Below are 24,269 nucleotides of genomic sequence, written 5' to 3'. Positions count from 1 at the left end.
GTTAACCGCGCGTTAAATTAACCATTGTGGCGAGGCTCAGCGGAGCTGCATGCGCAGGCGGCGCCAGCCGATCACCACGCCGGTGATGCTGAAGACGAGGCCGATCGCGCAGAGGCCGACGATGAGAAACGTGCGCAGCGCCGCCTGCGCAAGCAGGGCCGGAAAGTCGAGCGTGTGCAGCGCCTGATAGAGCCACCGATAGGCGCGCCGGGATGGGTCGAGCTTCTCGAGCACTGCGCCGGAGGCGGCGTCGACCTGATACCAGGTGTCGCCGCAGATCACGCGATGGACCGGCGCGCCCGGCACATCGGAAACAAACGGATAGTCGTCGCCCGGCTCGACTTCGGACGAGCGCGCGCAGTCGCCGCGCAGGCGGGACGCCGCGGCATTGACGTCGGCCGGCTGCAGGAAGCGGCCGACGATGCGTGCCGATGCGCCGTCCAGCAGCGAAATCTGCTGCTGACTCGGCGCGCGCCGGATGCGCTGATAGAGGCGGCCGCCGAAGGCGAACCACTCGATCTCGCGGACCCCGCCATGCACCGCCGCGAGCGCGCCCGCGGTCGCGTCGGTCCAATCCGGCGCGCCGACGAGAATGGCTTGCTCGGACGGCGTCAGACGGCCGGTCGCAAACAGCCTGCCATGGTCCATCGACAGCCAGCCGCTGACCATCCACGTCAGCACGAACTGCATGCAGATCAGGCCGGCCCAATGATGCCACAGGTGCCAGCCGCGGTAGCGCGAGCACAGCCGCGCCTCATGATATCTCAGCCGCATCGGGCCGAGCAGGGCGCCGCTCACGGCGGCGACGACCGCCGCGAGCGACAGCCACCACACGGCAGCGTTCCAGGCCGCCCAGTCCTTGCGCAGGATGGTCGGATAGATCCAATGAACGACGCTGCCGACGTAGTTCCAGGCGCGTTCGAACCGAGTCGTGTCGAGCACGACCTCGCCGGTGCGCGAGGAGACATAGAGCTCGGTGCCGCCGGGATCGTTGAGCGCGATCCGGTGCAACGGACGATGCACGTCGAACCGGTTCGGCACCGTCCATTGGTCGTAGTCGTCCAGAGCTGCAACGGCGGCGCCGTCGGCTTCGAGCCCGCGCCGCTGCGCTGCCGCGCGTGCGATCGACAGGGCGATGTCGGGGGCGCTCACCTCGGCTGTGGCCAGCGTGTCGGCATGAATGGCCGTGCTGCGGCCGGCGGTCGAGATGACATAGACCGGGCCATCCATGCGCTGCACCAGGCGGATGCGGTCTGGATGGTCGATTCCAGCTTTGGCGAGGGCCTCCGCGGGACCGTGCAGCGACATGGCGACGTCGAGCACGGGCAGCGCGGCGAAGCGCTCGCTCTCGGTCTGCGCCGGGAATGGCACGTAGTGCATCACGATCCCAGTCGCGAACCACAGCACGAGCAGCGGACCGAGCGGGATGCTCAGCCAGCGGTGCGTGAGGATCAGCGCCCGGATCATGCGGCCATCAGAACTTGAACGAGGCTTCGACCTCGTAGGTGCGGGGCGCGCCGAGGAAGATCTGGTCGGGATAGAACGGATCGCTCCAGGCCGCGTAGCGCCGGTCGGTGACGTTGCGGACCCGGAAGGCGAGCCGCGTGCTGGTCGCGGTGGCGAACAGCGGCACCTTCGGCAGGTCGATGAAGGCGAACAGGTCGGCCGTGGTGTAGGCGAGCAGTTTCACCGTGTTGGCATCGGTGCTCCAGCGGTCGCCCACGTGGCGGACGGAGAAACCGAGCTCGACCGGCCACCAGCCGGGATTGAGGAAGCGGTAGGAGCCGCCGCCATTGACGATGACGGCGGGGATGTTGGGTGGCGTGTTGCCCGAGAACGAGCCGCCGCCGGCGAGATCATAATCGGCATAGCGGGCGCGGACATAGGCGAAATTGCCCCAGAGCCTGCTCTCCGGCGTCGGCCGCACCGCAGCCGACAGCTCGATGCCTTGCGATTTGACCTTGCCGGCAAGGTTGAGCTGCTGGCCGGCCTGGGCGCTGTAGACGTTGTTGCGCTCGATGTCGAAGGCCGAGAAGGTCCATTCCGCGCGGCCGTTCCATGCGAGCCGCTTGACGCCGGTCTCGTAGCTGCGCGAATCCGACAGCGTCAGGTTTTGCGTCGGAGTGAGGATGAAGATGCTGTCGGCCGAGATGTCGGTTGCCGTCGCATATTGGCTGTAGAACATCGTGCCCGGCAGCGCCTCCCAGGTATAGCCGATGCGTCCCGTGACCGGTTGCCAGCTCTTGGAATAGGGGAAGCCGGGCCGCTCGGCGCCATTGCGGATCCAATTGCGGTCGAGCGTGAACGGGTTGTAGCGCAGCCCTCCGACCAGCGCGAAGCTGTTGGTCAGCCTCAAGCGGTCTTCGAGATTGAGCGCGACGCTGTCGATCGTGGCGGTCTGAAGCTGTGTCCTCAGCTTACCATAGGTGCCGCGATCGAAGCCGATCAGCGGGACTGAATCGCCGGGAAAATTGGCCGCGCCGGGTCGCGTGAAGTCGGTATGCGAGCTCTCGACCGAGGTGACGAGCCGGTTGGCGAGACCGAAGATGTTGCCGTTCCATATCACGTCGGTGATGTTGCCGACCATGTTGTGGTTGTGATGGACGAAGAAGCGCTCGCGATCGACCAGATTGGTGTTCGCGTTGAAGGCCGAGACCTCGTTATTGTACCAGTCGCGGCTGGCGTTGTAGTTGTAGATCTGGCTCCGCAGCGTGACTGCGTTGTTCAGGTCCCATTCGAAGCCGCTGCGGACCCAGGATTCCTTGATGGTCTTGTGGCCGTCGACCACGTTGTAGTTGGTCGACAGCGTGCGGCCGTCGATCGTGACGGCGCCGAGATCGCTGCCGTTGTAGGCGGAGATCTTGGAGCCCGAGACGATGCCGCTGGTTGCGTTCGCGCCGCTATAGGCCACCGGCGCCAGCGGCGTGCCCTCATAGGGCTTGGCCTTGTAGTCCTTGAACTCGGCGGCAAAGAAGGTCTTGAAGCTCTCGGACAGCCGGTAGTCGAGCTGGCCGGAGACATGGACATTCTTGAACTCGGTGTCGTCGATGAAGCCGACCTCCTTGGTCCGGCTGATGTCGAAACGATAGTCCAGGCCCTTGACGGTCGTGCTGCCGCCGGAGCCGAAGCAGCTGCGGAATGTGCCGCGCTGGTCGAAGCCGACGAAGGCTTCGCTCTCGACCGGGCCGCTGTGCGGGGTCTTGGTGACGAAATTGATGGTGCCGCCGACCGCCCCCTGGCCTGAGATCAGCGAGGAGGGGCCCTTGAGAAACTCGACGCGGTCGAGGTTGAAGGTCTCCATCGTCAGCGCGGTGAATCCGGTCGGCCCGATGTTGATGCCGTTATAGAGGACGTTGACCTGGTTGCCCTGGAAGCCGCGCATCGCAAAGCCGACGTCGTTCGGCGCATCGCCGGCGCTGACGCCGGTGGCGCCTTTCACCGCGTCGACGGTCGTGTGATAGCCCTGCTCGCGCAGCGTCTCGGCGCCGATCACCTCGACCGTCGCCGGCACCTCGCGCGCGGCCAGGCCGAGCCGGCTGCCGGCTGCCGGGATGGCGTTGCCGTTGAGCGGGGTCGCGGTCGCGTTGGTGGCCTGTGAGGGAACGGATGGCGCTGCCTGCGCTGGCGCGGTCCCGCGTTGCTGGACGGGACGGGTGGTCCGGCCCGCCGTTCGGCCACGCGATTGCGTCCGGTCGGACACTGGCCGCTGCCGCGGTGCGTCGACCGTTACATCCGGAAGCAACGTGTTGGCCGCCGGTGTTACGGCGGGGCTTGCCGTTTGCTGCGCGTGAGCCATGTGGCCAGCTGACCACCCGGCCACAAGTCCCGCCAACGATATCGACCCCCAGATCGTCCGCACGCTCATTCTGATCCCCACCGCAGGTCCGGACTGAGCCGGCGCCTGCGCCCCCCTTACGTTCACGATGCCCGGACGAGAGTTAGCTTAAACCTCCGAAAATATAATGTTATAACATTACAAGTAAACGATTCCGGCTGGAGGGTGTCTCGATCTGGCAACACATGCGAACGATTAGCGATTGCAACGGGTATCAGCGAGTCGCAGGGGGCGCAATGGAGCGTTCCGATGTCATTCAGAGCATCTGGCGTCGACGACAGGGCGGGTCCGGCTCGCATACCGAGTCCAATGCAAAACGGCCGCCCGTCGAACCGAGGGCGGCCGCTTGATGGTGTCGACAAGCCCCGGGACTACTTCTCCAGACGGGCCAGCAGGCTCGACGTGTCCCAGCGCTTGCCGCCGAGCTTCTCGACCTCGGAATAGAACTGGTCGACCAGCGCGGTGACCGGCAGATGGGCGCCGTTGCGGCGCGCTTCGCTGAGGCAGATCGACAGGTCCTTGCGCATCCATTCCACCGCAAAACCAAAGTCATACTTGCCATCGTTCATGGTCTTGTAGCGGTTCTCCATCTGCCACGACTGTGCGGCGCCCTTGGAGATGGTCTCGATCACGGCGGGGACGTCGAGGCCGGACTTCTTCGCGAAATGGATGCCCTCGGACAGGCCCTGCACGAGACCGGCGATGCAGATCTGGTTGACCATCTTGGTCAGCTGGCCGCTGCCGGCCGGTCCCAGCAGCTTGCACATCCGGGCATAGGCCGCGATCACCGGTTCGGCGCCGGCATAGGCGTCCGCGGTGCCGCCGCACATCACCGTCAGCACGCCGTTCTCGGCGCCGGCCTGGCCGCCGGACACCGGCGCATCGATGAATTTGAAGCCGGCCTTGGTGGCTGCGGCGTCGAGCTCACGTGCCACTTCAGCCGAGGCGGTGGTGTGGTCGACGAAGGTCGCGCCCTTGGCCATGCCGGCGAAGGCGCCGTCCGGGCCGATCGTGACCGAGCGCAGGTCGTTATCATTGCCGACGCAGCACATCACGAAGTCCTGGCCTTCCGCGGCCTGCTTCGGCGTCGGTGCTGCCTGGCCGCCGAACCTGTCGGCCCATTCCTTCGCCTTGGCCGAGGTGCGGTTGTAGACCGTGACCTCGTGACCGCCCTTCTTCACGAGGTGTCCTGCCATGGGGAAACCCATGACGCCGAGACCGATGAAAGCGACTTTAGCCATATGAGCTACCTTGACCTTGGGGTTCTGCCGGCGGCCTTGAGAGGGCCGGGCTGTTCTTGAAAGGAACACATCAGCACCCGGCGCGGTCGCGGCGGTGCTGGACGCCGCACCATACCGGCTTGCGAGGCGGGGGCAACGGCTTCGTGACGGATGCGAAAGCGCCGCCGCGTGCTAAAGAGGCATCATCATGACGGCTTGCAAAGCCGCCATCCGGCAACGAAATCCAGTCAACCAACGAACCAGCCAGGGAGTGTCTCGCATGGGCGTCAGCGTCGGCGTGCTCGATCATTTCAACATCCGGACCCGCAACCTCGCCGAGACCGTGCGCTTCTATGAAGACGTGCTCGGGCTGGAGAACGGCGCCCGTCCGGACTTCGCCTTTCCTGGCGCCTGGATGTACAGCGAGGGCCGCCCGGTGGTGCACCTGGTCGACATCTCGCCGACCTCCGAGGCACAGAAGCCGGACTCCGGCGTCGTCCACCATGTCGCCTTCGTCAGCCGCGGCTTCGCCGGCATGAAGGCCCGGCTCGCCGAGAAGGGCATGCCGTTCGAAGCGCGGCAGGTGCCGGGCGGGGAGCTGTGGCAGATCTTTGTGCGCGACCCCAACGGCGTGATGATCGAGCTCAATTACGAGGCAGCGAAAGAGCAGGCCGAGGATGCGCCGGTGGAGACCGCCTCCGACATCGGAACCATGGTGGCGTTTTGAGCCGGTCGGCTTTATGAAGCGGCGCAACGCAGGGCCGGAGCGGTGCCGTCGCAGACGACGGAAGATCATGTCCGGCCAACAGGATAGGGCGCGACGATGTGGCGCGTTCTGAGCTATTTCAGGAGACGCGCCGTGAGCGTGACGCAGCAGCAGGTTATCGAGGCACTCAAGCGGGTCCGCTCGCCACGTGGCGTGGCGCTGCCGGACGCCGGCGTGCTGTCGCCGATCACGGCCAATGACGGCAAGGTGTTCTTCTCGATCAATGTCGAGGCCAGCGAGGCTCGCGCCTGGGAAGACACCCGGGCGCAAGCCGAAGCCGCCGTGCGCGCCATTCCCGGCGTGACCATGGCGATGATCGCGCTGACCGCCGAGCGCAAGGCGGGCGCTGCCGCCCCGCCGCCGCGGCAAGGCGGGGTGCAGCCGGTCTCGGCGCATCGTCCGCACCAGCATCCGGCGGACTCGCCGATGTCCCGGCAGGCCGCGATTCCGGGTATCGCGGCCGTCATCGCCGTGGCCTCGGGCAAGGGCGGTGTCGGCAAGTCGACCACCGCGATCAATCTCGCGCTGGGCTTGCGCGATCTCGGCCTCAAGGTCGGGCTGCTCGACGCCGACATCTACGGCCCGTCGGTGCCGCGGCTGACCGGGCTGCAGGAAAAGCCCAAGCTCACCGACGACAAGAAGATGATTCCGCTGTCGCGCTTCGGCCTGTCGATCATGTCCATCGGCTTTCTCGTCGACGAGGACAGCCCGATGATCTGGCGCGGCCCGATGGTGATGTCGGCGATCAACCAGATGCTGCGCGACGTCGCGTGGGGCACGCTCGACGTGCTCGTCGTCGACATGCCGCCGGGCACCGGCGATGCCCAGCTGACGCTGGCGCAGAACGTGCCGCTGAAGGGCGCGGTGATCGTGTCGACGCCGCAGGACCTGTCGCTGATCGACGCCCGCCGCGGGCTTGCGATGTTCCGCAAGGTCAACGTGCCCGTGCTCGGCATCATCGAGAACATGAGCTACTTCCAGTGCCCGCAATGCGGCACCCGGTCCGACATCTTCGGTCATGGCGGCGCGCGCCACGAGGCCGAGCGGCTCGGCGTGCCGTTCCTCGGCGAGATCCCGCTGCACATGGACATCCGCTCGACGTCGGACGCCGGCAACCCGGTGGTCGAGAGCGAGCCGAAGGGTCCGCATGCCGCGATCTACAGGACCATCGCCGCGTCGGTGCGGGATCAGCTCAAGGACGCCATCGCCGCTGCTTGATGCACTGCAGCGAAGCGCGTGCGACTATTGGACCGTTTGTCATTCCAACGTCGCGTTTTCGCTTAACCGGTTCCGTGCTAAAGCCCGGCCCGGATCGCCTTCGACCGTGTGCGGCCAATCGCATCGGCGGATAAATGCTTTTTCAACGGGAAACGCCCCCAACAAGGAGATGCCTTAATATGAAGCGTCGTGATTTTCTGAAGGTTTCGGCCGCCGGTGCCGCGGCGACGGCTGCGGTGGCCTCGCCGGCGATCGCGCAGTCGATGCCGGAAATCAAGTGGCGGTTGACCTCGAGCTTCCCGAAGTCGCTCGACACGATCTATGGCGGCGCCGAGTACCTGGCGAAGCAGGTCGCCGAGATGACCGACAACAAGTTCCAGATCCAGGTCTTCCAGGCCGGTGAGCTGGTTCCGGGTCTGCAGGCGCTCGACGCGACCTCCAAGAACACCGTCGAGATGTGCCATACGGTGTCGTATTATTACGTCGGCAAGGACCCGACCTTCGCGATCTTCGCGTCGGTGCCGTTCGGCCTCAACGCCCGGCAGCAGAACTCCTGGCTATATCAGGGCGGCGGCAACGAGCTCGCCAACGAGTTCTTCAAGAAGTCGGCCAACGTGATCGGCTTCCCCTGCGGCAATACCGGCACCCAGATGGGCGGCTGGTTCCGCAAGGAGATCAAGACCGTCGCCGACCTCTCGGGCCTGAAGTTCCGCATCGGCGGCATCGCCGGCCAGGTGCTGCAGAAGCTCGGCGTCGTGCCGCAGCAGCTCGCGGGTGGCGACATCTACCCGTCACTGGAGAAGGGCACCATCGACGCGGCCGAGTGGGTCGGTCCGTATGACGACGAGAAGCTCGGCTTCCAGAAGGTTGCCAAGTACTACTACTATCCGGGCTTCTGGGAAGGCGGTCCGACCGTCCACGCATTCGCCAACCTCGACAAGTATAACGAGCTGCCGAAGCACTATCAGTCGATCCTCGCCAACGCGACGGTCAACGCCAATACCTGGATGGCCGCGCGCTACGACCAGGTGAACCCGGCGGCGCTGAAGCGCCTGGTTGCCGGGGGCACGCAGCTGCGTCCGTTCACCAACGAGGTGCTCGAAGCCTGTCTCAAGGCGACCAACGAGCTGTGGGGCGAGATCTCGGCCAAGAACGCCGACTTCAAGAAGGTCATCGACGCGATGCAGGCCTACCGCTCGGATGAGTATCTGTGGTGGCAGGTCGCCGAGTACACCTATGACAGCTTTATGATCCGCTCGCGTACCCGCGGCTGATCGTAGCTTCAATCGGCGGATCGACTTGAGCCCGGCCTCGCAAGAGGCCGGGCTTTTGCGTTGCGGCAACGTTTCGCAATGGCACTCCGACGCACTTTGATCCACACTGGAACTGAAGCCTCACAAAGAAGGCTGCTCAGGAAACGAACACAATGACCCCCAGGGAGGGAAGAACTATGAAGCGGAGAGACTTCATCAAGGTGACCGGGCTTGGCGCCGCTGGCGCGGCCGCGATCGCAGCGCCGGCCATCGCACAATCGATGCCGGAGCTGAAATGGCGCATGCCGACGAGCTGGCCGAAATCGCTCGACACCTTGTATGGCGGCGCCGAGATCATGGCCAAGGTGGTCGGCGAAGCCACCGACAACAAATTCCAGATCCAGCCGTTCGCGGCCGGCGAAATCGTCCCCGGCCTGCAGGTCCTCGACGCCGTGCAGAACGGCACCGTCGAAATCGGCCACACCGCGTCGTACTACTACTTCGGCAAGGACCCGACGTTCACCTTCGGCTCGTCGGTCCCGTTCGGGCCGAACATGCGCATCAACCAGGCCTGGTACATGCTCGGCGGAGGACGTGAGATCCTCAACGAGTTCTACACGAAGTACAATGTCGTCTCGCTGCTTGCCGGCAACACCGGTTGTCAGATGGGCGGCTGGTTCCGCAAGGAGCTCACCGGCGTCAACGATCTCAAGGGACTGAAATTCCGCATCGGTGGCTTTGCCGGCCGCGTGCTGCAGAAGCTTGGCGCGGTGCCGCAGCAGATCGCCGGCGGCGACATCTATCCTGCGCTGGAGAAGGGCACGATCGATGCGGCTGAGTGGGTCGGTCCGTACGACGACGAGAAGCTCGGCTTCGTCAAGGTCGCGCCGCATTACTACTATCCGGGCTGGTGGGAAGGCGGGCCGATGCTGCTCTCCTTCGTCAACCAGGATCGTTGGAATGCGCTGCCCAAGAACTATCAGAAGATCCTCGAGCATGCCGGCCATTATGCCAACAACTGGATGATGGCGAAGTACGACCAGAGCAATCCGGCGGCGCTGCGCCGGCTGCTCGCCGCCGGTGCCAAGCTGCATGCGTTCTCGCCGGAGATCATGCAGGCATGCCTGAAGGCCGCCCGCGAACTGCACAGCGAGGTCGCGGCCACCAACCCCGACTTCAAGAAGACCTATGAGTCGTTGTCGGCCTTCTCCGGCAATGGCTACTCTTGGTTCCAGGTCGCCGAGATCGGCTACGACGCCTTCATGGCGCGCAACTCGCAGAGCTGAGGCCGGCGCCGTATCGCGTCAGGAGGCAGACAAAACAAAACCCCGGCGCAGCGCGCCGGGGTTTTTCATTGTCGCGACGATGGAGCATCTGCGCCATCAGAATTTCGGCGGGCCGAAGTCGAGCGGCGGCGCATCGATCTGCGGAATCTCGATCTTGATCGAGTTCGGATCGACGGTCGAGGCCGCGCCCTTGTAGTGCATGACCATCGAGGGGAACAGGATCACCAGCATCACCATGACCAACTGAATCACGACGAACGGCACGGCGCCCCAGTAGATCTGGCCGGTCGTCACCGGCTCCATCCGCTTGCCGGTGACGCGGTCGAGATAGGACTCCTTCGGCGCCACCGAGCGCAGATAGAACAGCGCGAAGCCGAACGGCGGATGCATGAACGAGGTCTGCATGTTGACGCCGAGGATGACGCCGAACCAGATCAGGTCGATGCCGAGCTTTTCGGCCGCGGGCCCCAGCAGCGGAATGATGATGAAGGCCAGCTCGAAGAAGTCGAGGAAGAACGCCAGCACGAACACGAAGGCGTTGACGAAGATCAGGAAGCCGATCTGGCCGCCGGGCAGTGACGTCAATAGGTGCTCGACCCAGACATGGCCGTTGACGCCGTAGAAGGTCAGCGAGAACACGCGCGCACCGACCAGGATGAAGACCACGAAGGCCGACAGTTTTGCGGTGGACTCGACCGCCTGGCGGACCAGGTCGAAGCTGAGCCGCCGCTTGATCGCGCCGAGGATGATCGCGCCGGCAGCGCCCATCGCGCCGCCCTCGGTCGGCGTCGCGAGCCCGATGAAGATCGTGCCGAGCACCAGGAAGATCAGGAACAGCGGCGGCACCATCACGAAGGTGGTCTGCTGCGCCATGCGGGACAGGAAGCGGTATCCGGTGGTGCGCTCCAGCACCCAGTTCACGACTGCGACGGCGAAGGCAAACACGATGCCGTAGAACATGCTCAGCACGACGAAGTCGGCGCCGTGATATTCCGAGCCGCGCATCATGAACCAGCCGAACACGCAGCTCGCCAGAAACAGCACGCCCAGCGATTTCAGGCCGCGGTCGCCCGAGTCCTCGCGAAAGCCGATCGCATCGGCCGGCAGGCCGGGCGCCGATTTCGGAAAGATCATGCTGGTCAGGAAGGCGTAGAGCGCATAGATCGCGGACAGCACGAGGCCGGGGATGAAGGCGCCCTCGTACATGTCGCCGACGGACTTGCCGAGCTGGTCGGCCATGACGATCAGGACCAGCGACGGCGGGATGATCTGCGCCAAGGTCCCGGAGGCGGCGATGATGCCGCTGGCAAGCCGGCGGTCGTAGCCGTAGCGCAGCATGATCGGCAGCGAGATCAGGCCCATCGAGATCACGGAGGCGGCGACCACGCCAGTGGTGGCCGCGAGCAGCGCGCCGACGAACACGACCGCATAGGCGAGGCCGCCGCGGATGGTGCCGAACAGCTGGCCGATGGTGTCCAGCAGGTCCTCGGCCATGCCGGATCTTTCCAGCACCAGGCCCATGAAAGTGAAGAACGGAATCGCCAGCAGCGTGTCGTTGTTCATCACGCCGTAGACGCGTTCCGGTAGCGCCTGCAGGAAGTCCGGCCGGAATTCGCCGAGCTCGATACCGACGAGGGCGTAGAACAGGCCGACGGCGCCGAGCGAGAAGGCTGCCGGATAGCCGAGCAGCAGCATCACGACCAGCGAGCCGAACATGATCGGCGCCATGTTGGCGATCAGAAAAGCTGTCATTGAAGTATCCCCCAGCCCGCCGCTTACTTCTTTTCGATCGCTTCGACGAGGTGCTCGACCTCGGCCTCGATCCCGTGGGATTTCGCAGCGTGGGGATCAGGGATGAGCCCGCGCATCACGGCGATGCGCTTGATCAGCTCGGAGATGGCCTGCGCCAGCAGGAACACGAAGCCGATCATGATGAGCGATTTCGCCGGCCATTGCGGCAGGCCGCCGGCATTGCTCGACTGTTCGTTGATTTCGAACGAGCGCAGGAAGAACGGCACGCTGGTGATGATCATCACGACGCAGAGCGGAATCAGGAAGAGCACGTGGCCGACGACGTCGATGGTGTCACGCAGCCATTTGGGCATCATGGCGTTGACGATGTCGATGCGGATGTGCTCGTTGTCGAGCAGCGTCCACGGCGAGCACAGCAGGAAGACCGCTGAGAACAGCACCCACTGCAGCTCGAGCCAGGAGTTCGACGAGGTGTCGAGCGTCTTGCGGACGATGGCGTTGATCGTGGAAATGATGACGGCCAGCAGGATCAGCCACGCCAGCCGCTTGCCGGTCCAGGTCGTGAACGCATCGATCCCACGGCTCAATTTCAGCAACGCTTGCAACGCAATCCTCCCCCAAATGTCTTGCGACGTCCCATGGCCCGTTCTGGCTGCGCAGCACATGGCGCAACGGCCTATCCGGCCCGGCAGGCTCAAAAAACGAGGGCACCATTTCAGCGCCTCGTGTTGCCGTCAATCGGAAAAATGGGCAAAAAGGGGCGTTGCCGCAACATGTTGCGGGAGTGGCGACGCCGCGCCACAGCCGTCTCCGGTTGCCGGAGCCGGGCGATCGGCGGCCGGTGCCGGGAGCTGAACGGGCGGCGTCCGAGGGCGGAGGGCGCGCGAATGCGGCCGACCGAGCGCGTCCTGCGCGAGGCGGTCTTACAGCACCACCACGCCGGAATGCTTGGCCTTGTTTTCGGGTTCGACGTGGATGGTGATCCAGCTGTGCTCGTCGTCCTCGCGCAAGGCCGCCTCGATCCGGTCGCAGATCTCGTGCGCCTGGTTGACCGACATCTCTCCGGGCACCACGAGGTGGAACTCGATGAAGGTCAGCTTGCCGGCGTGACGGGTCCGGACATCATGCGCCTCCAGCGCGCCATCGGCATGGGCGCTGATGATCTGGCGGATGCGCGCAAGCGTGGTGTCGGAGACCGCCTCATCCATCAGCCCGCTGGTGGATTCCTTCAGCACCTGCCATCCCGACCACAGGATGTTCACCGCGACCAGCACCGCCAGCGCCGGATCGAGGATCGGCAACTGCAACATCACCGCGAGGCCGAGGCCGACCACGACGCCGCCCGAGGACACGACGTCCGTCAGCAGGTGCCGGCCGTCCGCCACCAGCGCCGGCGATCGCAGCCGCTTGCCGCGCGTGATCAACAGCCAGCACCAGACCGCATTGATCGCGCTCGCCAGCGCGTTCACCGCGAGGCCTTCCGCAGGCGCCGAAAACGCGCGCGCATTGAAGAAATTCCCGTAGGCCTCATGGATGATGAGCAGCGCCGCCACGACGATCATGACGCCCTCGATCACCGCGCTGAAGTACTCGACCTTGTGGTGGCCGAACGGATGGTTGGCATCCGCGGGCTTGGCGGCGATGCGCACCGCGCCGAGCGCGACCACGGCGGTGACGACGTTGACGATGCTCTCGACGGCATCGGAGTAGAGCGCGACCGAGCCGGTGATCCAATAGGCAAGATATTTCAGGCCGAGCACGATCGTTCCGACCACGAGGCTGCCGATGGCGAGCTTGAGCGATTGCGAGGCCATGATGTCCTGATCCGATCCCGCGCTGGGGTACTCAACGCTGCGGCGGAACGCAACCAGGGTGGAAGCGGTTCGGTGTCGGGAAGGAGCTGATGCCCCCGGTTTTTATGGCCGTCGAGACCGCCTATAGCGGCGGTGTCGCTCCGATGGAGAAGCGATCTGTGGAAAACAGAAAGGTCGCGCCCACGGACATGGGCGCGACCTTGTCGGCAAACGCCAACAGGAATGACGCCGCCGACTACTTCTCTTTGATGACCGTGGTGGTGCTGGTGGAGCTGCCGACCGTGCCCTCGTCCTCGCAGACCTTGGTCTGGCGGATGCGGTCCTCGGCTTCCACGCGGCTGGTGAACGCCATCGGTCCGATCTGCGTGACGACCTCGCGGTCGGCGGGGCGTGTGGTGGTGATGGTGCAGCGATGGCTCGGTCCCTGCACGATGTAGTATTCGTCAGCAAGCGCCGGAGCGACCGATCCGATGATCACTGCGCCGGCAAGAAGAAGGGGTGCTTTCATCGTCGCCTCTCTTTTCCAAGAACAGCCAAAAGGGGAGCGAGGGGGCGATGAGGAGATCTTGTCCTCATCGTTCGACGCTCTCCGCGTTTGCAACTCGGTCGACTGGTCGGGGTTCCGGCACGCCAGACGCAGCCTGTGTTGATGCGATGCAGTGTCGGCAACGATGGACGCGAGATTTCGTCAGGGCGCAGCGACGCCAGCGCAGGCCCGCGGTGGCTCGCTGGTCGATGTCGGCTGCGACGCGGACGATCGCGCAAAGTCTCCGCGGCGGGATCCCTGACATGCCGGTGGCGAAGCTGAGCGAACGGTCTGTGCTCGGCCGATCCGCACATCGTTTCCCAAAACGCGGGCACGCGACGCGAAGATATTTGCAGACCGGCTCGGCTTGCGGTGACGTTCTTCCGGGCTTCACATTCTGATGCGACCTTATGTTGTGGGGCGGCCCACATGCGCCGTCGGCTCAGACGGGGAAGCGGGGACTCGGACATGCTTGGGTTGCGTCTTTTCGGCTTGATCCTGGGAGGCCTGACCGCGATCGCGGAGATCGCGACGCCGTGTGCGGCAACACCGTGCAGCAACCTGCAGACGCTCGCGCTCGAGCATACCACCATCACGCTGGCGACCGACATCACGAGCGGCGTCTTCACCGTTCCCGGGAGCAATCCGGCGCAAGACATCACGGGCCTGCCGGCGTTCTGCCGCGTCGCCGCGACGATCGCGCCGACCGTGGATTCGGCGATCAAGATCGAGGTCTGGCTGCCGGCGTCGACGTGGAGCGGGCGGTTTCTCGGCCTCGGCAGTGGCGGATTCGGCGGCTACTACGACTATGGCGGCCTCGCGTTCCGCCTCAAGGCCGGTTACGCTGTTGCCTACACCGGTCTGGGAACCGGGACCTCCGGATGCACCGTGCACTACTGCGGATCGGACGGCAACAAGGGCAACGCGTTCGCGATCGCTCTCGGCGACAAGGCGACCCCGAGCCTCGGGCTCTACGGGCATCCCGAGTGGATCACTGATTTCGGCCATCGCGCGGTCCACCTGATGACGCTGCGGGCCAAGGAGATCGTACAAGCATACTATCAGCAGAGCGCGACCAGGGCCTATTTCTTCGGCTGCTCCACCGGAGGCCACAGCGGACTGATGGAGGCGCAACGCTATCCCGAGGACTATGACGGCATCCTGGTCGGCGCGCCGGCCTACAATCGCACACACCTGTATGCGACGACGCCGCTCGGATGGCGCAACACGCATGCGACGCCGGGGCGGCAGATGCAAGCCGGTCAGATGTCGCTGATCAACAAGGCCGTCCTGGCGCAATGCGCTGGGCGGGATGGCGGAGTCGCAACGGACCAGTTCCTGAACAATCCGCGGCGCTGCCGGTTCGATCCTAAAGTCCTGCAATGCACCGGCGGCGACGTGCCACCGGCATGCCTGACCGAGGAACAGGTCACGACGATGCAGAACTATTATGCCGGCACGGTCGACCCGGTGACCGGTGAAAGGATCGTCCCGGGCTTTGCGCCCGGCAGCGAGACCGAGGACCTGTCAGAGAAGGGGATCATGCTCAAGCAGCAGCTTCCCGAGCCGCTGTTCGATGGCCCCCTTTATTGGGTCTATGGTCCGACCTTCGGGCAGCCCGGCAGTGCCGTGAACTACACGAACTTCGACATCCATCGCGACCTGCCGGCTGTGGAGGCCATGCTGGCCGAGCCGCTGAACGCCACCAGCCCGGATCTCACGGCCTTCCGGGAACGCGGCGGCCGGCTCATCATGTATCAGGGGTGGGCCGATGAGCTTGTGATGCCGCAGAACACGATCGACTACTTCAACTCGCTTGTGAAATTCGACAGCCCGTCCTTCGCGACGCGGCGAGGAGACGAAGCGCAGGTCGGTGCTGACGTCGCGGAAGATCGGTTCGGCGGCGATCACGTGCGAGCCGGGCTGCAGCGAACCCTGAGCTACGCCCGCCTGTACATGGTGCCGGGCATGTATCACTGCGGCGGCGGACCTGGCCCCAACGCGTTCGTCTTCCTTCCGGCGCTCCAAGACTGGGTCGAGAACGGCACGCCGCCGGGGTCCGTCGTCGCGACCAAGTACGTCAACGACACGGCGCCCGATGTGCAGATGACGCGGCCGCTCTGTGTGTTCCCGAAGATCGCGCGATACAACGGCCGCGGCAGCACCGACGACGCGGCGAGCTTCTCTTGCGTCGAGGGTGGGCACCGTCATGACCACGGGCCGCACGACGAGCAGTGAGGCAGGTGTTTGAACACAGCGAAGCGGCTCGCCGACAATCGATGATGACCTCGTCCCTGCATCAGAGAACCGCGATCGACGTCGCGATGTCGATACGCCGGTCCACACCGTCGGCGATGGTGATTCACAGCAGCCTGACGCTCACCTTCGCCTTGCCGGCGTTGTTCGGATAGAATGCACCGTACATCCAGGGCAGCCCGATCACCGCGTCGTTGACATAGAGGAACAGCTCGCCGCCGCGGTCGGCCTTGAAGCGTGCCTTGTAGGCTTGAGGTGTCGTGTTGGGGGCGGGAACGGGGTCGAGGAAATATTCGTCGACGCCGGTCTCGCCGACCCTGGCGATCAGCCGATACCACGGCCGGAACAGAACGCGGCGCAGCAGGATGCCCGCGTAGAACGTCGAGCGGGCATAGCCCTGGACCGTCGAGGTGCGATAGCCGGCGGGCGTGACCGGCCGCCCGGCGTCCTCCCACGGATCGGTCATTGTGACGATGATCTCGTAGGAGAAGCCGGGACGGACGCTCAAGCCGGTGGGCGCGCAGACCGCGTCGGTCGAGAAATCCCGCGCATCCTGCGGAATGCCCTTGTCGACCGCGACGAGCTCGCGCGCGGGCGTGCCATGGCAGAAGGCGCCCATCGAGTCCGCGGCGTTGAACAGGAAATGGCTGATCAGCGTGACCGCAAGCCAGACGGTGCCGACAGCGAGGAAGAACGGGCCGACATGTCGCTTGCCGTTCCTGATGACGAACTGATAGGCGCGATTTGTCCGGAGCGCGTAAATGGCCCGATGCACCAGGCCGGACGGTATCGGGGGCGATGCGCGTTCGCGCCAGATCACGCGCATCCGGTCGCCGATGCGGTCGCTGAGGAACGTCCCGAGCGCAGTCAGTACGACCAGGATGATGATCCCGCCGGCGAACCATTCGGGATTGGCGGCGTACCAGTCCGTCCACCAGTGCAGGGAGTTCGGCAGGAACGATTCGACCAGCCGGACCGCTTCGGAGACCATCCTGATGCGGGAGGCGTATTCGTGCGTGCGATCGAGGTCGTGGAACAGCCAGAACGCCGCGAGGTGGAGCGAGGCCGCCAGCGTCGCGAAATAAGCGAGGCGTCTGAACCACACCAGATTCCACAGCTTTTCCTGGGCCGCGAACCGGGCCGCCGCGCCGGCCGGCGTTTCGAACGTGGTCGGCCCGAGCGGCGTCAGCGTGCCGTCGTAGCGGACGATCATGTAGTTGTCGGGCAGCCCGATGGGCGCATAGGCGTTGCAGCCGCTGTCGATGCGGTCGAAGACGCTTTCGTGGATCTTCGGCATCGGCACCTGGACGCCCGCGGCCGGGTCGTTGCAGAGATCCGACACCTTGCGCGGGCCATAGCGATAGTAGGAGCCGAGGCCGGAGCGCGAGTTGTAGAGGCGTCCATCCTTGTCCTGCGACGTGACGATCGACCTGATCGCATCCGGATCGGCTTCGGGCGCGGACTTGAAGATCAGGCCGCGCTTGACGGCCTCGCCGACCAGCCAGGTCAGGGGGACGAAGGAGACGGAATCGTCCGGATAGCCGCCGCCGACATTGGCGTGCATGCCGACGAACCAGACCTGAACCAGCCGTTCGTCATCGATCGTCCTGGCATCCTGCGGCTTGGTCTCGCCGGCCTCGGTCCAGAGCACCGGATGGAATGTCGTTCTCTCGTCGTCGAGCGCGAGCGCGTGGCGCGCGCATGTCACCCGCGGGTTGAGCACGCGATTGGGCAGCTCGAGCGGCCACACCCAGTTGGAGATGCCTCGCGTCATCTCGTCGATCGGCAGTCCGTAGGCGGCGACGGTGTCCCACAGCCCGATGAACTCGATCGCCGGGAGGCGTTTTCGCTCGAGGAGGTCGAGAGATTTGCGGCCCATGATGCGGTCGATCACCGGCACCAGCACATGATCGCGAAGCCAGCGGAACGGCACCTCGATCCGCCAGATCGAATGGTAGCCCTTGGCGCGATAGGCGCGATAGGCCTTCACGGCGCCATCGTGCAGCTCGGCCTCGGTGCCGGCAACGATCAGGCCCTGGTCGAGCATCAGCGCGGCCAGCACCCGCACGGTGAAGGCGCCGCGGCTGAAGCCGAACAGATAGATCTTCGAGCCATGCTCGTGGTCGTAGTTGCGACAGACGAACTTGTAGGCGTCGAGGATGTTGCGCTTGAGACCGAAGCCGAACGCGCCGCCGAGCAGGGCGAGAGGGACGAACGACGATGTGCCGACGCCGTCGTCGTACTTGGCCGCCTGGGCATTGCTCTGCAGGTCGAGCGCCTGGAACATGCGCCAGACGTTGGTCCGCCACACGCTCGACGCGGCGTTGCCGGTCCCGTCGGACAGGATGATGATCTTGGGACTCGCCATGCAAAGGACCCCGCTCGACATTCCCCCGGTCGAGAGCCGGGAGCGTAATACGGACGATCGGGAAAGCAACCTGAGATGGTGTGAGGCTTTCGGCGGCGTGGCCGGAGGATGCGGGACGCCGCTGCAGCGACGCGGCGACCCGAGGACGAAAATGCACTGCGCTGCCACCGAAATGCCGACATCACCGAAATGCGGTTGCCGTCGCCGTTCATCGCCCTTCAGGCGGGGTTGATGTGCTCGACGAGATGTGCGCGCGAGGGCGCCCGGTCGAAGGGATCGCTGAAATATTGCGTCTCATGCACCACTTTGCCGTCGCGGAATTCCATGATGCTCACCACGTAGGAGGGCACGCCGTCATAGGTCAGGACCAGTTCAGTGACCCAGAGATCGCCGCCGCCGATGATCCGCTGCACTGTGAAGCGCTTGTGGTTGGGCTGGACGAAGCGGCTTTCCTGAATGTTGCGCCGGCTGCGGATACGCTCGCCCGATTGCGGATAATCGAGCACGGCATCGTCGCGATAGATGGCGTGCTCGGCGTCGAAATCGTTGGCGTCCGATGCATCCCAATGGTGCTGCAGGGCAGCGCGCGTGGCGCGGTCGTCCATGGCAATCTCCCATTCAGGCACGCGCTCTCGTTGCAGAGCGTCCGTCGACACGCCAGAGAACGGCGCATCCTCGCGGCGTTCGCGCGTTGATGCGGGCATCCGCCGGCTTCGCAGCCGTGATGCATCATAGGACGATGGCTGACGCCTCACCACTCCGATGCGAACGGCGGGAGATGCGAAGGAACGAGCTCTCCGCCTGAGTGGCTCCCCGCAACAACGCTGCCGCCGTCACGCCGGCCGCGTCGCGATCCAGATCACGTGGCGGGCGCCGCCGCCGCGGCCGGTGGCGCGGATGTTGATCTCCTCGGCGGCAAAGCCTGCTTTGCGCAGCCGCGGCGTAAAGCGCTCGTCCGGGTGTGACGACCACACCGCCAGCACGCCGCCGCGGCGCAGGGCGGTGAAGGCGGTGCGCAAGCCCGAGGAATCATACAGCGCGTCGTTGGATTGCCGCGTCAGTCCCTGAGGGCCGTTGTCGACGTCGAGCAGGATCGCATCATAGGTGCCGCGCGCGGCGGCGATCAGCTTCACGACGTCGCCCTCGTGGATGTCGACGCGTGGATCGGCGAGGCTTGCGCCGGACAACTCGGCCATCGGGCCGCGGGCCCAGGCGATCACCGCGGGCACCAGCTCGGCGACGGTGACGCGGGCCTGCGGACCCAGCACCTTCAGCGCGGCGCGCAAGGTGAAGCCCATGCCGAGGCCGCCGATCAGCAGCCGCGGAGCGGGCGCGGCCTTGATGCGGGCGCAGCTCAGGGTCGCCAGCGCCTCTTCGGATCCGTGCAGCCGGCTGTTCATCAGTTCGTTCGCGCCGAGCTTGATCGAGAACTCCTTGCCGCGCTGCATCAGCCGCAGCGGCTCGCCGCCGCCGGGGACGTCCGCGGTGTCGATCAGCTTCCAGGGAATCACGGGCGTCTCGCGTCAGTTGGATTACGCTATGTCAGGCGGCGGAGTCGCCGCGCTGGGCCGCTGCTTACCACATTGCCTGCATCCAGCACCAAGGGCGACGCCACTGTTGCGACGGCCTGCATGGCGCCGTCGCGCATCATTGCGGTGGCGACACCAGCATCCAGACGCCCGCGGCACTGAAGGCGATCCCGGCCGCGCGCGCGACCCATCGTCCGAACGGAGCGACTTTCTCAAACAGCACGAGCAGGGTCAGGAGGGCGATCCACGTTACGTTCATGACGCCACCGACGAATAGCAGCGCCATCAGAGCCCAGCAGCAGCCGACGCAATAGCCGCCGTGCCGGAGGCCCAATAGCAGGCACCCGCGCAGGTCGCCGCGAAAGCCGCCGTGGCGCATCAGGAACAGGAGCGGCGACTGGCATTGGACGAGGCAGGCGCCCTTCAGCGGTGTCCACTGATAGACGCCCGCGGCGATCAGCACGGTGGCGCCGAGCACGTGGCTGTCGATCGCCATCCGCGAATCCAGCAGGGCCGTCCGCTCCACACCCCATTGCAGCACGGTCGCCAGCAGCGAAAAGCCGCTCCAGGCGAGCAGATAGCCGGCCGCAAACCAGCCGGTCGCAGCGAACGGCTGGCCCTGCGCGCGGCCCTGTCGACCGACACGGGCGTACATCAGGATCATCGGCGCGGCCGACGGCGCCATCATCCCGACCATCATCACCACCCACATCAGGAACACATAGGCAAACTCGATTGCGCGCCACGACTCGCTGGCCGGCAACATGATGCCGATGCCGGCCGGGATCATGCGGAAGCCGGTCATGTCCATGCCGCCCATGTCCATGTCGTTGGCGAGCCAGACAACATAGGCCCATGACAGGGCGACCATGATTGCGATCGCGCCGCCGACGATCCAGCGATCGCGCCGCAGCACGGCTTCGAGGGCGCTGCCAGTCATCTGCAAGGCGGGTTGCCGGCCTTGCGTCACGTCGATCTAGGCCTGGTTGGACCAGCTGATCGACGCGTACAGGCCGTTCTTGCCGGAATTGTCCCAGCGCATGCCGTGATCATTGTAGGTGTTGCCCGCTGCGCCGACGGCGAGCGCCATCCTGTCCGGGCTGACGGGATGGCCGATGTTCACCCACATCTCGCCGCTCGGATGCATGGTCGGCAGCGGTTCGACGGACATGTGCAGGATGTCGGCGATCTCGGCGGATCGCGTCTTGCCGGCGATCCGGAAGGTGATGGCGGATTTGCGCACGCCGAGATTGGTGCTGATCAGCGGCGTGAACGCAGCCATCGGTCCGCCGGCGGCGCCGGTGAAGATCGCGGCCATCGCCTCGGTCTGCGGATCGTCGGCGCGCTGATCGACGTAGGCGGCGATCGACCAGTCTCCCTCCGCCATCACGCCGGGCGCATGGAGCATCACCGCCGCGTTGAGGCCGTCAAGCGCGACATCGCCATAGCGGCCGGTGTCGATGTGGAACAGCAGCGGCACGTTGCAGAACCCCTCGGTCGGCTGCGCGGTCAGGGGAGGCGCGGCCGACATCAGGCACGGACACAGCAGGCTGCAGCTGCAATTCTCGAAATAGTCACCGGACAGGTGCCAAGCGACTGGGTCTGCCATCGCCGCCTCCCGCTGGGTCTCACCGACAACGTGCTCTGGAACGCACGATCTCAGGTTGCAAGCTACGCCGCGTCGGGACGTGCCGCAAGCCGGTCGTTTGTTCCTCTCCACGTCAGGGGGGCCGGCCCACTGACTGGCTCCGGCCGCGATCGGTCGCAGGCCGCGGTGGTCGAGGACTCCGGTCAGCCGCCCGTCACGCTCATGTGCCGGCTGACGCTCGGGCGGTTGTGGCGGCGGTCGATGATGAAGTCGTGGCCCTTCGGCTTCAGGCCGATGGCGCGGTCGATCGCGTCGCTCAGCTGCTCGTCGCTGGCCGAGGCGCGCAGCGGCTTGCGCAGGTCGGAGGCGTCCTCGTGGCCGAGGCAGGTGTGCAATGTGCCGGTGCAGGTGACGCGGACGCGGTTGCAGCTCTCGCAGAAATTATGCGTCATCGGCGTGATGAAGCCGATCGTGCCGCCGGTCTCGGCGACGCGGACGTAGCGGGCGGGACCGCCGGTGGTCTCGTCGAGATCGGTCATGGTGTAGGTCTGGGCAAGACGCCCGCGCAGCAGCGACAGCGGCAGATACTGGTCGATGCGGCCTTCGCCGATCTCGCCCATCGGCATCACCTCGATCAAGGTCAGCGCCATGCCCTTGCCGTGCGCCCAGTCGATCAGCGCGGGGATCTCGTCCTCGTTCATGTTCTTCAGCGCGACCGCGTTGATCTTCACGGCGAGACCCGCAGCGCGCGCCGCCTCGATGCCGGCCAGCACGCGGTCGAGATCGCCCCAGCGGGTGATGGCGCGGAACTTGTCCGGGTCGAGGGTGTCGAGCGAGACGTTGATGCGGCGGACGCCGCAATCGGCGAGCTCGGCGGCGTACTTGGCGAGCTGCGTCGCATTGGTCGTCATCGTCAGCTCGTTGAGCGCGCCGCTCTTGAGATGCCGCGACAGCGAGCGCACCAGGCCCATCACGTTGCGCCGGACCAGCGGCTCGCCGCCGGTGAGCCTGAGCTTCTTGACGCCCTTGTGGATGAACGCCGAGCACAGCCGGTCGAGCTCTTCGAGCGTCAGCAGGTCGGCCTTCGGCAGGAAGGTCATGTCCTCGGACATGCAGTAGAAGCAGCGCAGGTCGCAGCGGTCGGTCACCGAGACGCGCAGATAGCTGATGCGGCGGCCGAACGGGTCGGTCATCGGGCGCGTCAGGGCGGTGTCACTCAACGTCTCTGCGGTCATGGAAAGCCTTGATGGAAAGCCTTGATGCAAGCCTTGGCTGGTGGCGGCCCAGGTGGCGGCGATGCCACGCGGCGGCCGCGCAAGCGCGGCCGGATGTCGGTCTCACGACAATCTAATCATGATCGCCGCGCCTCACAATCATCGACGTTGAAACGTCGATGCTGCAATGCAGCTTCGCCTTGGCAAGGGGACGCGCGGGACGATGGCCCGTTATTGCCGTCCCGGCGCGGGGGCGGGGAAGGCGGACCCGGTGGTCGCCGGTGCTTCCGGCGCAGCGGCGGATTTCGGCGGCTTCGGCTTCTTCGGCCGCATGTGCTTGACGGCCTTGGGCGGCGCACCCGGCATCGGCTGCAGCTCGGCAACGACCGGGCTCGGGTCCATCACCACCGGCGGCGAGGTGTTGAAATCGCCGGAGTTTCGGAGCACCTGCACCGGGATGGTCGCGGGCTGGTACTTGTCCATCGTAAAGGTGACGCTGAAGCCGGCATCGGGCGCCGGCACCGAGACGGTGCAGGGCGTCTTGCAGCCTGGTCCGAGCGAGGTTTTGGCGTCAGCGCCCGGCGGCACGGAGTCGAGCTGCACCGGTACCTCGGGCGCGGCCATCTTGAAGCTGTCCATGGAGAAGGACGAGCAACCGGCCAAGCCGGCTCCCGCAACCGCAATTGCGATGACACGCCGCATCATGATGTCCGCCCCACAACCCTGCGGCCATCGGCCGCAATCCCAGGGCGACCATAGGAGCGTCAGAACAGCGGCGCAACTGCGGTCAACCCTATTCTCAACAGAACGTTAACGCACCCCAAGGTGCGGATTCAGGTCGATCGGGCAGGGAGTTAGGGCGCGATGCGGCAGTCGAATCGCAAGCTGGCTAGGCGATCCTGAGCGAGGGGCTGAGGGCCGTGACGGCCGCCGGCAGCTCGCGCATGTGGTCAATCAGGTGGTCCGGATTGAGCTCCGCGATCGGTACGTCGGTATAGCCGAAGGTGCAGCCGATCACCGGCACGCCGGCGCGGCGGGCGGCGCCGACGTCGGTGCCGGCATCGCCGACCATGATCGCAGCCCCGACCTCGCCGCCGGCCTGCGCGATGGTCTGGCGCAGGATCGTCGGATCCGGCTTGGCAACGCCGAACGTGTCGGCGCCGCAGATCGCGGCGAAGCGGGAGGACAGGCCGAGCTGGTCGAGCAGCCGCCTGGACAGCCATTCCAGTTTGTTGGTGCACACCGCGAACTGGCAGCCGCGGCCGGCGAGCTCGTCGAGCGCCGCCTCCAGCCCCTCGAAGGGGCGCGATTCGATGGCGATGTTCTCGGCGTAGAAATCGATGAAGTCGACCGTGAGCCGCTCCATGTCGGAGGGACTGGCGAAGCGGCCTTCCGCCTCCAGCCCGCGCTCGAGCAGCTTGCGCGCGCCGTGCCCGATCATCTTGCGGGCCGAGGCCAATGGCACCGGCCGCAGCCCTTCGCGCTGCAAGATGTGGTTCAGCGCGTTGATGAGGTCCGGCGCCGTGTCGACCAGGGTGCCGTCGAGATCGAAGACGATGGTGCTGGAGATGGCCATCGGTATCCGCTAGCGGCCGGCTCGCGTCCGTGCAAGAGCCTCGCAATGGCTTTTTGTCCGATTTCGTG

General features: G+C 65.6%; 20 protein-coding genes. 5 read left to right on the top strand and 15 right to left on the bottom strand.

What is annotated here, in order from left to right; genetic code table 11:
* Nucleotides 1-36 precede the first annotated feature (36 nt).
* From QX128_RS15515 to QX128_RS15505, 3 genes are all read right to left on the bottom strand, one after another.
* A complete protein-coding gene (locus QX128_RS15515; protein ID WP_316216209.1) occupies nucleotides 37-1,467 on the bottom strand; it encodes a PepSY domain-containing protein in 1,431 nt (476 codons plus the stop codon).
* Between the two features lie 7 nt (nucleotides 1,468-1,474).
* On the bottom strand, nucleotides 1,475-3,865 hold the full coding sequence (locus QX128_RS15510) for a TonB-dependent receptor domain-containing protein (RefSeq protein WP_316237865.1): 2,391 nt from the start codon (nucleotides 3,863-3,865) through the stop codon (nucleotides 1,475-1,477).
* A gap of 341 nt (nucleotides 3,866-4,206) precedes the next feature.
* A complete protein-coding gene (locus tag QX128_RS15505; RefSeq protein WP_316237864.1) occupies nucleotides 4,207-5,076 on the bottom strand; it encodes an NAD(P)-dependent oxidoreductase in 870 nt (289 codons plus the stop codon).
* A 259-nt stretch (nucleotides 5,077-5,335) separates the two neighbouring features.
* Between QX128_RS15505 and QX128_RS15500 the strand changes: the two genes are divergently transcribed.
* From QX128_RS15500 to QX128_RS15485, 4 genes are all read left to right on the top strand, one after another.
* On the top strand, nucleotides 5,336-5,782 hold the full coding sequence (locus tag QX128_RS15500) for a VOC family protein (protein WP_316237863.1): 447 nt from the start codon (nucleotides 5,336-5,338) through the stop codon (nucleotides 5,780-5,782).
* A 132-nt stretch (nucleotides 5,783-5,914) separates the two neighbouring features.
* Complete coding sequence (locus tag QX128_RS15495) at nucleotides 5,915-7,039, top strand: Mrp/NBP35 family ATP-binding protein (protein WP_316180639.1); 1,125 nt, start codon at nucleotides 5,915-5,917, stop codon at nucleotides 7,037-7,039.
* Between the two features lie 179 nt (nucleotides 7,040-7,218).
* Entirely contained in the window at nucleotides 7,219-8,313 is a 1,095-nt protein-coding gene (locus tag QX128_RS15490; RefSeq protein ID WP_315803060.1) for a TRAP transporter substrate-binding protein, read from the top strand.
* A 176-nt stretch (nucleotides 8,314-8,489) separates the two neighbouring features.
* Complete coding sequence (locus tag QX128_RS15485; RefSeq protein WP_316180641.1) at nucleotides 8,490-9,578, top strand: TRAP transporter substrate-binding protein; 1,089 nt, start codon at nucleotides 8,490-8,492, stop codon at nucleotides 9,576-9,578.
* Between the two features lie 96 nt (nucleotides 9,579-9,674).
* Here the strand turns inward: QX128_RS15485 and QX128_RS15480 are convergent, their stop codons facing one another.
* From QX128_RS15480 to QX128_RS15465, 4 genes are all read right to left on the bottom strand, one after another.
* A complete protein-coding gene (locus tag QX128_RS15480; RefSeq protein ID WP_316180643.1) occupies nucleotides 9,675-11,330 on the bottom strand; it encodes a TRAP transporter large permease subunit in 1,656 nt (551 codons plus the stop codon).
* Nucleotides 11,331-11,353: 23 nt separating this feature from the next.
* On the bottom strand, nucleotides 11,354-11,935 hold the full coding sequence (locus tag QX128_RS15475) for a TRAP transporter small permease subunit (protein ID WP_315803063.1): 582 nt from the start codon (nucleotides 11,933-11,935) through the stop codon (nucleotides 11,354-11,356).
* A gap of 318 nt (nucleotides 11,936-12,253) precedes the next feature.
* Nucleotides 12,254-13,144, bottom strand: a complete 891-nt coding sequence (locus QX128_RS15470; RefSeq protein ID WP_315803064.1) for a cation diffusion facilitator family transporter — start codon at nucleotides 13,142-13,144, stop codon at nucleotides 12,254-12,256.
* A gap of 235 nt (nucleotides 13,145-13,379) precedes the next feature.
* Nucleotides 13,380-13,652 carry a hypothetical protein gene (locus QX128_RS15465; RefSeq protein ID WP_316180645.1) on the bottom strand — a complete coding sequence of 91 codons (273 nt, stop codon included), beginning with the start codon at nucleotides 13,650-13,652 and terminating at the stop codon, nucleotides 13,380-13,382.
* 486 nt (nucleotides 13,653-14,138) lie between these two features.
* On the opposite strand from QX128_RS15465, the gene QX128_RS15460 reads away from it, so the two are divergent.
* Entirely contained in the window at nucleotides 14,139-15,908 is a 1,770-nt protein-coding gene (locus QX128_RS15460) for a tannase/feruloyl esterase family alpha/beta hydrolase (RefSeq protein WP_316237862.1), read from the top strand.
* 124 nt (nucleotides 15,909-16,032) lie between these two features.
* On the opposite strand, the gene QX128_RS15455 is transcribed toward QX128_RS15460, so the two are convergent.
* From QX128_RS15455 to QX128_RS15420, 8 genes are all read right to left on the bottom strand, one after another.
* The gene (locus QX128_RS15455) at nucleotides 16,033-18,294 is read right to left on the bottom strand and encodes a DUF2235 domain-containing protein (RefSeq protein WP_316237861.1); all 2,262 of its coding nucleotides are present in this window, start codon (nucleotides 18,292-18,294) and stop codon (nucleotides 16,033-16,035) included.
* Nucleotides 18,295-18,512: 218 nt separating this feature from the next.
* Nucleotides 18,513-18,899, bottom strand: coding sequence for a nuclear transport factor 2 family protein (locus QX128_RS15450; RefSeq protein WP_315803067.1), 387 nt, complete (start codon nucleotides 18,897-18,899; stop codon nucleotides 18,513-18,515).
* A 228-nt stretch (nucleotides 18,900-19,127) separates the two neighbouring features.
* A complete protein-coding gene (locus QX128_RS15445) occupies nucleotides 19,128-19,805 on the bottom strand; it encodes a spermidine synthase (protein WP_315803068.1) in 678 nt (225 codons plus the stop codon).
* 136 nt (nucleotides 19,806-19,941) lie between these two features.
* Nucleotides 19,942-20,763, bottom strand: coding sequence for a DUF2182 domain-containing protein (locus QX128_RS15440; protein ID WP_315803069.1), 822 nt, complete (start codon nucleotides 20,761-20,763; stop codon nucleotides 19,942-19,944).
* A 36-nt stretch (nucleotides 20,764-20,799) separates the two neighbouring features.
* Nucleotides 20,800-21,432, bottom strand: coding sequence for a DUF1326 domain-containing protein (locus tag QX128_RS15435; RefSeq protein ID WP_316237860.1), 633 nt, complete (start codon nucleotides 21,430-21,432; stop codon nucleotides 20,800-20,802).
* Between the two features lie 182 nt (nucleotides 21,433-21,614).
* Nucleotides 21,615-22,646 carry a GTP 3',8-cyclase MoaA gene (gene moaA, locus QX128_RS15430; RefSeq protein WP_315803071.1) on the bottom strand — a complete coding sequence of 344 codons (1,032 nt, stop codon included), beginning with the start codon at nucleotides 22,644-22,646 and terminating at the stop codon, nucleotides 21,615-21,617.
* Nucleotides 22,647-22,856: 210 nt separating this feature from the next.
* A complete protein-coding gene (locus QX128_RS15425; protein ID WP_316237942.1) occupies nucleotides 22,857-23,249 on the bottom strand; it encodes a hypothetical protein in 393 nt (130 codons plus the stop codon).
* Nucleotides 23,250-23,514: 265 nt separating this feature from the next.
* Nucleotides 23,515-24,201: an HAD-IA family hydrolase gene (locus tag QX128_RS15420; protein ID WP_316237859.1), complete on the bottom strand. Its 687-nt coding sequence runs from the start codon at nucleotides 24,199-24,201 to the stop codon at nucleotides 23,515-23,517.
* Between the last annotated feature and the right edge of the window lie 68 nt (nucleotides 24,202-24,269).

Source organism: Bradyrhizobium sp. SZCCHNR1015 (assembly GCF_032489875.1).
Taxonomy (GTDB): Bacteria; Pseudomonadota; Alphaproteobacteria; order Rhizobiales; family Xanthobacteraceae; genus Bradyrhizobium.
The sequence above is the reverse complement of the archived record's forward strand: the minus strand, read 5'-3'. Positions and strand labels throughout refer to the sequence as shown.

Coding starts and splice junctions, on each gene's coding strand:
- moaA (WP_315803071.1), bottom strand. CDS start 22,646: ATGACCGCAGAGACGTTGAGTGACACCGCCCTGACGCGCCCGATGACC.
- QX128_RS15425 (WP_316237942.1), bottom strand. CDS start 23,249: ATGGCCGCGCCCGAGGTACCGGTGCAGCTCGACTCCGTGCCGCCGGGC.
- QX128_RS15465 (WP_316180645.1), bottom strand. CDS start 13,652: ATGAAAGCACCCCTTCTTCTTGCCGGCGCAGTGATCATCGGATCGGTC.
- QX128_RS15485 (WP_316180641.1), top strand. CDS start 8,490: ATGAAGCGGAGAGACTTCATCAAGGTGACCGGGCTTGGCGCCGCTGGC.
- QX128_RS15500 (WP_316237863.1), top strand. CDS start 5,336: ATGGGCGTCAGCGTCGGCGTGCTCGATCATTTCAACATCCGGACCCGC.
- QX128_RS15470 (WP_315803064.1), bottom strand. CDS start 13,144: ATGGCCTCGCAATCGCTCAAGCTCGCCATCGGCAGCCTCGTGGTCGGA.
- QX128_RS15490 (WP_315803060.1), top strand. CDS start 7,219: ATGAAGCGTCGTGATTTTCTGAAGGTTTCGGCCGCCGGTGCCGCGGCG.
- QX128_RS15450 (WP_315803067.1), bottom strand. CDS start 18,899: ATGGACGACCGCGCCACGCGCGCTGCCCTGCAGCACCATTGGGATGCA.
- QX128_RS15455 (WP_316237861.1), bottom strand. CDS start 18,294: ATGGCGAGTCCCAAGATCATCATCCTGTCCGACGGGACCGGCAACGCC.
- QX128_RS15515 (WP_316216209.1), bottom strand. CDS start 1,467: ATGATCCGGGCGCTGATCCTCACGCACCGCTGGCTGAGCATCCCGCTC.
- QX128_RS15420 (WP_316237859.1), bottom strand. CDS start 24,201: ATGGCCATCTCCAGCACCATCGTCTTCGATCTCGACGGCACCCTGGTC.
- QX128_RS15440 (WP_315803069.1), bottom strand. CDS start 20,763: ATGACTGGCAGCGCCCTCGAAGCCGTGCTGCGGCGCGATCGCTGGATC.
- QX128_RS15480 (WP_316180643.1), bottom strand. CDS start 11,330: ATGACAGCTTTTCTGATCGCCAACATGGCGCCGATCATGTTCGGCTCG.
- QX128_RS15510 (WP_316237865.1), bottom strand. CDS start 3,865: ATGAGCGTGCGGACGATCTGGGGGTCGATATCGTTGGCGGGACTTGTG.
- QX128_RS15435 (WP_316237860.1), bottom strand. CDS start 21,432: ATGGCAGACCCAGTCGCTTGGCACCTGTCCGGTGACTATTTCGAGAAT.
- QX128_RS15505 (WP_316237864.1), bottom strand. CDS start 5,076: ATGGCTAAAGTCGCTTTCATCGGTCTCGGCGTCATGGGTTTCCCCATG.
- QX128_RS15460 (WP_316237862.1), top strand. CDS start 14,139: ATGCTTGGGTTGCGTCTTTTCGGCTTGATCCTGGGAGGCCTGACCGCG.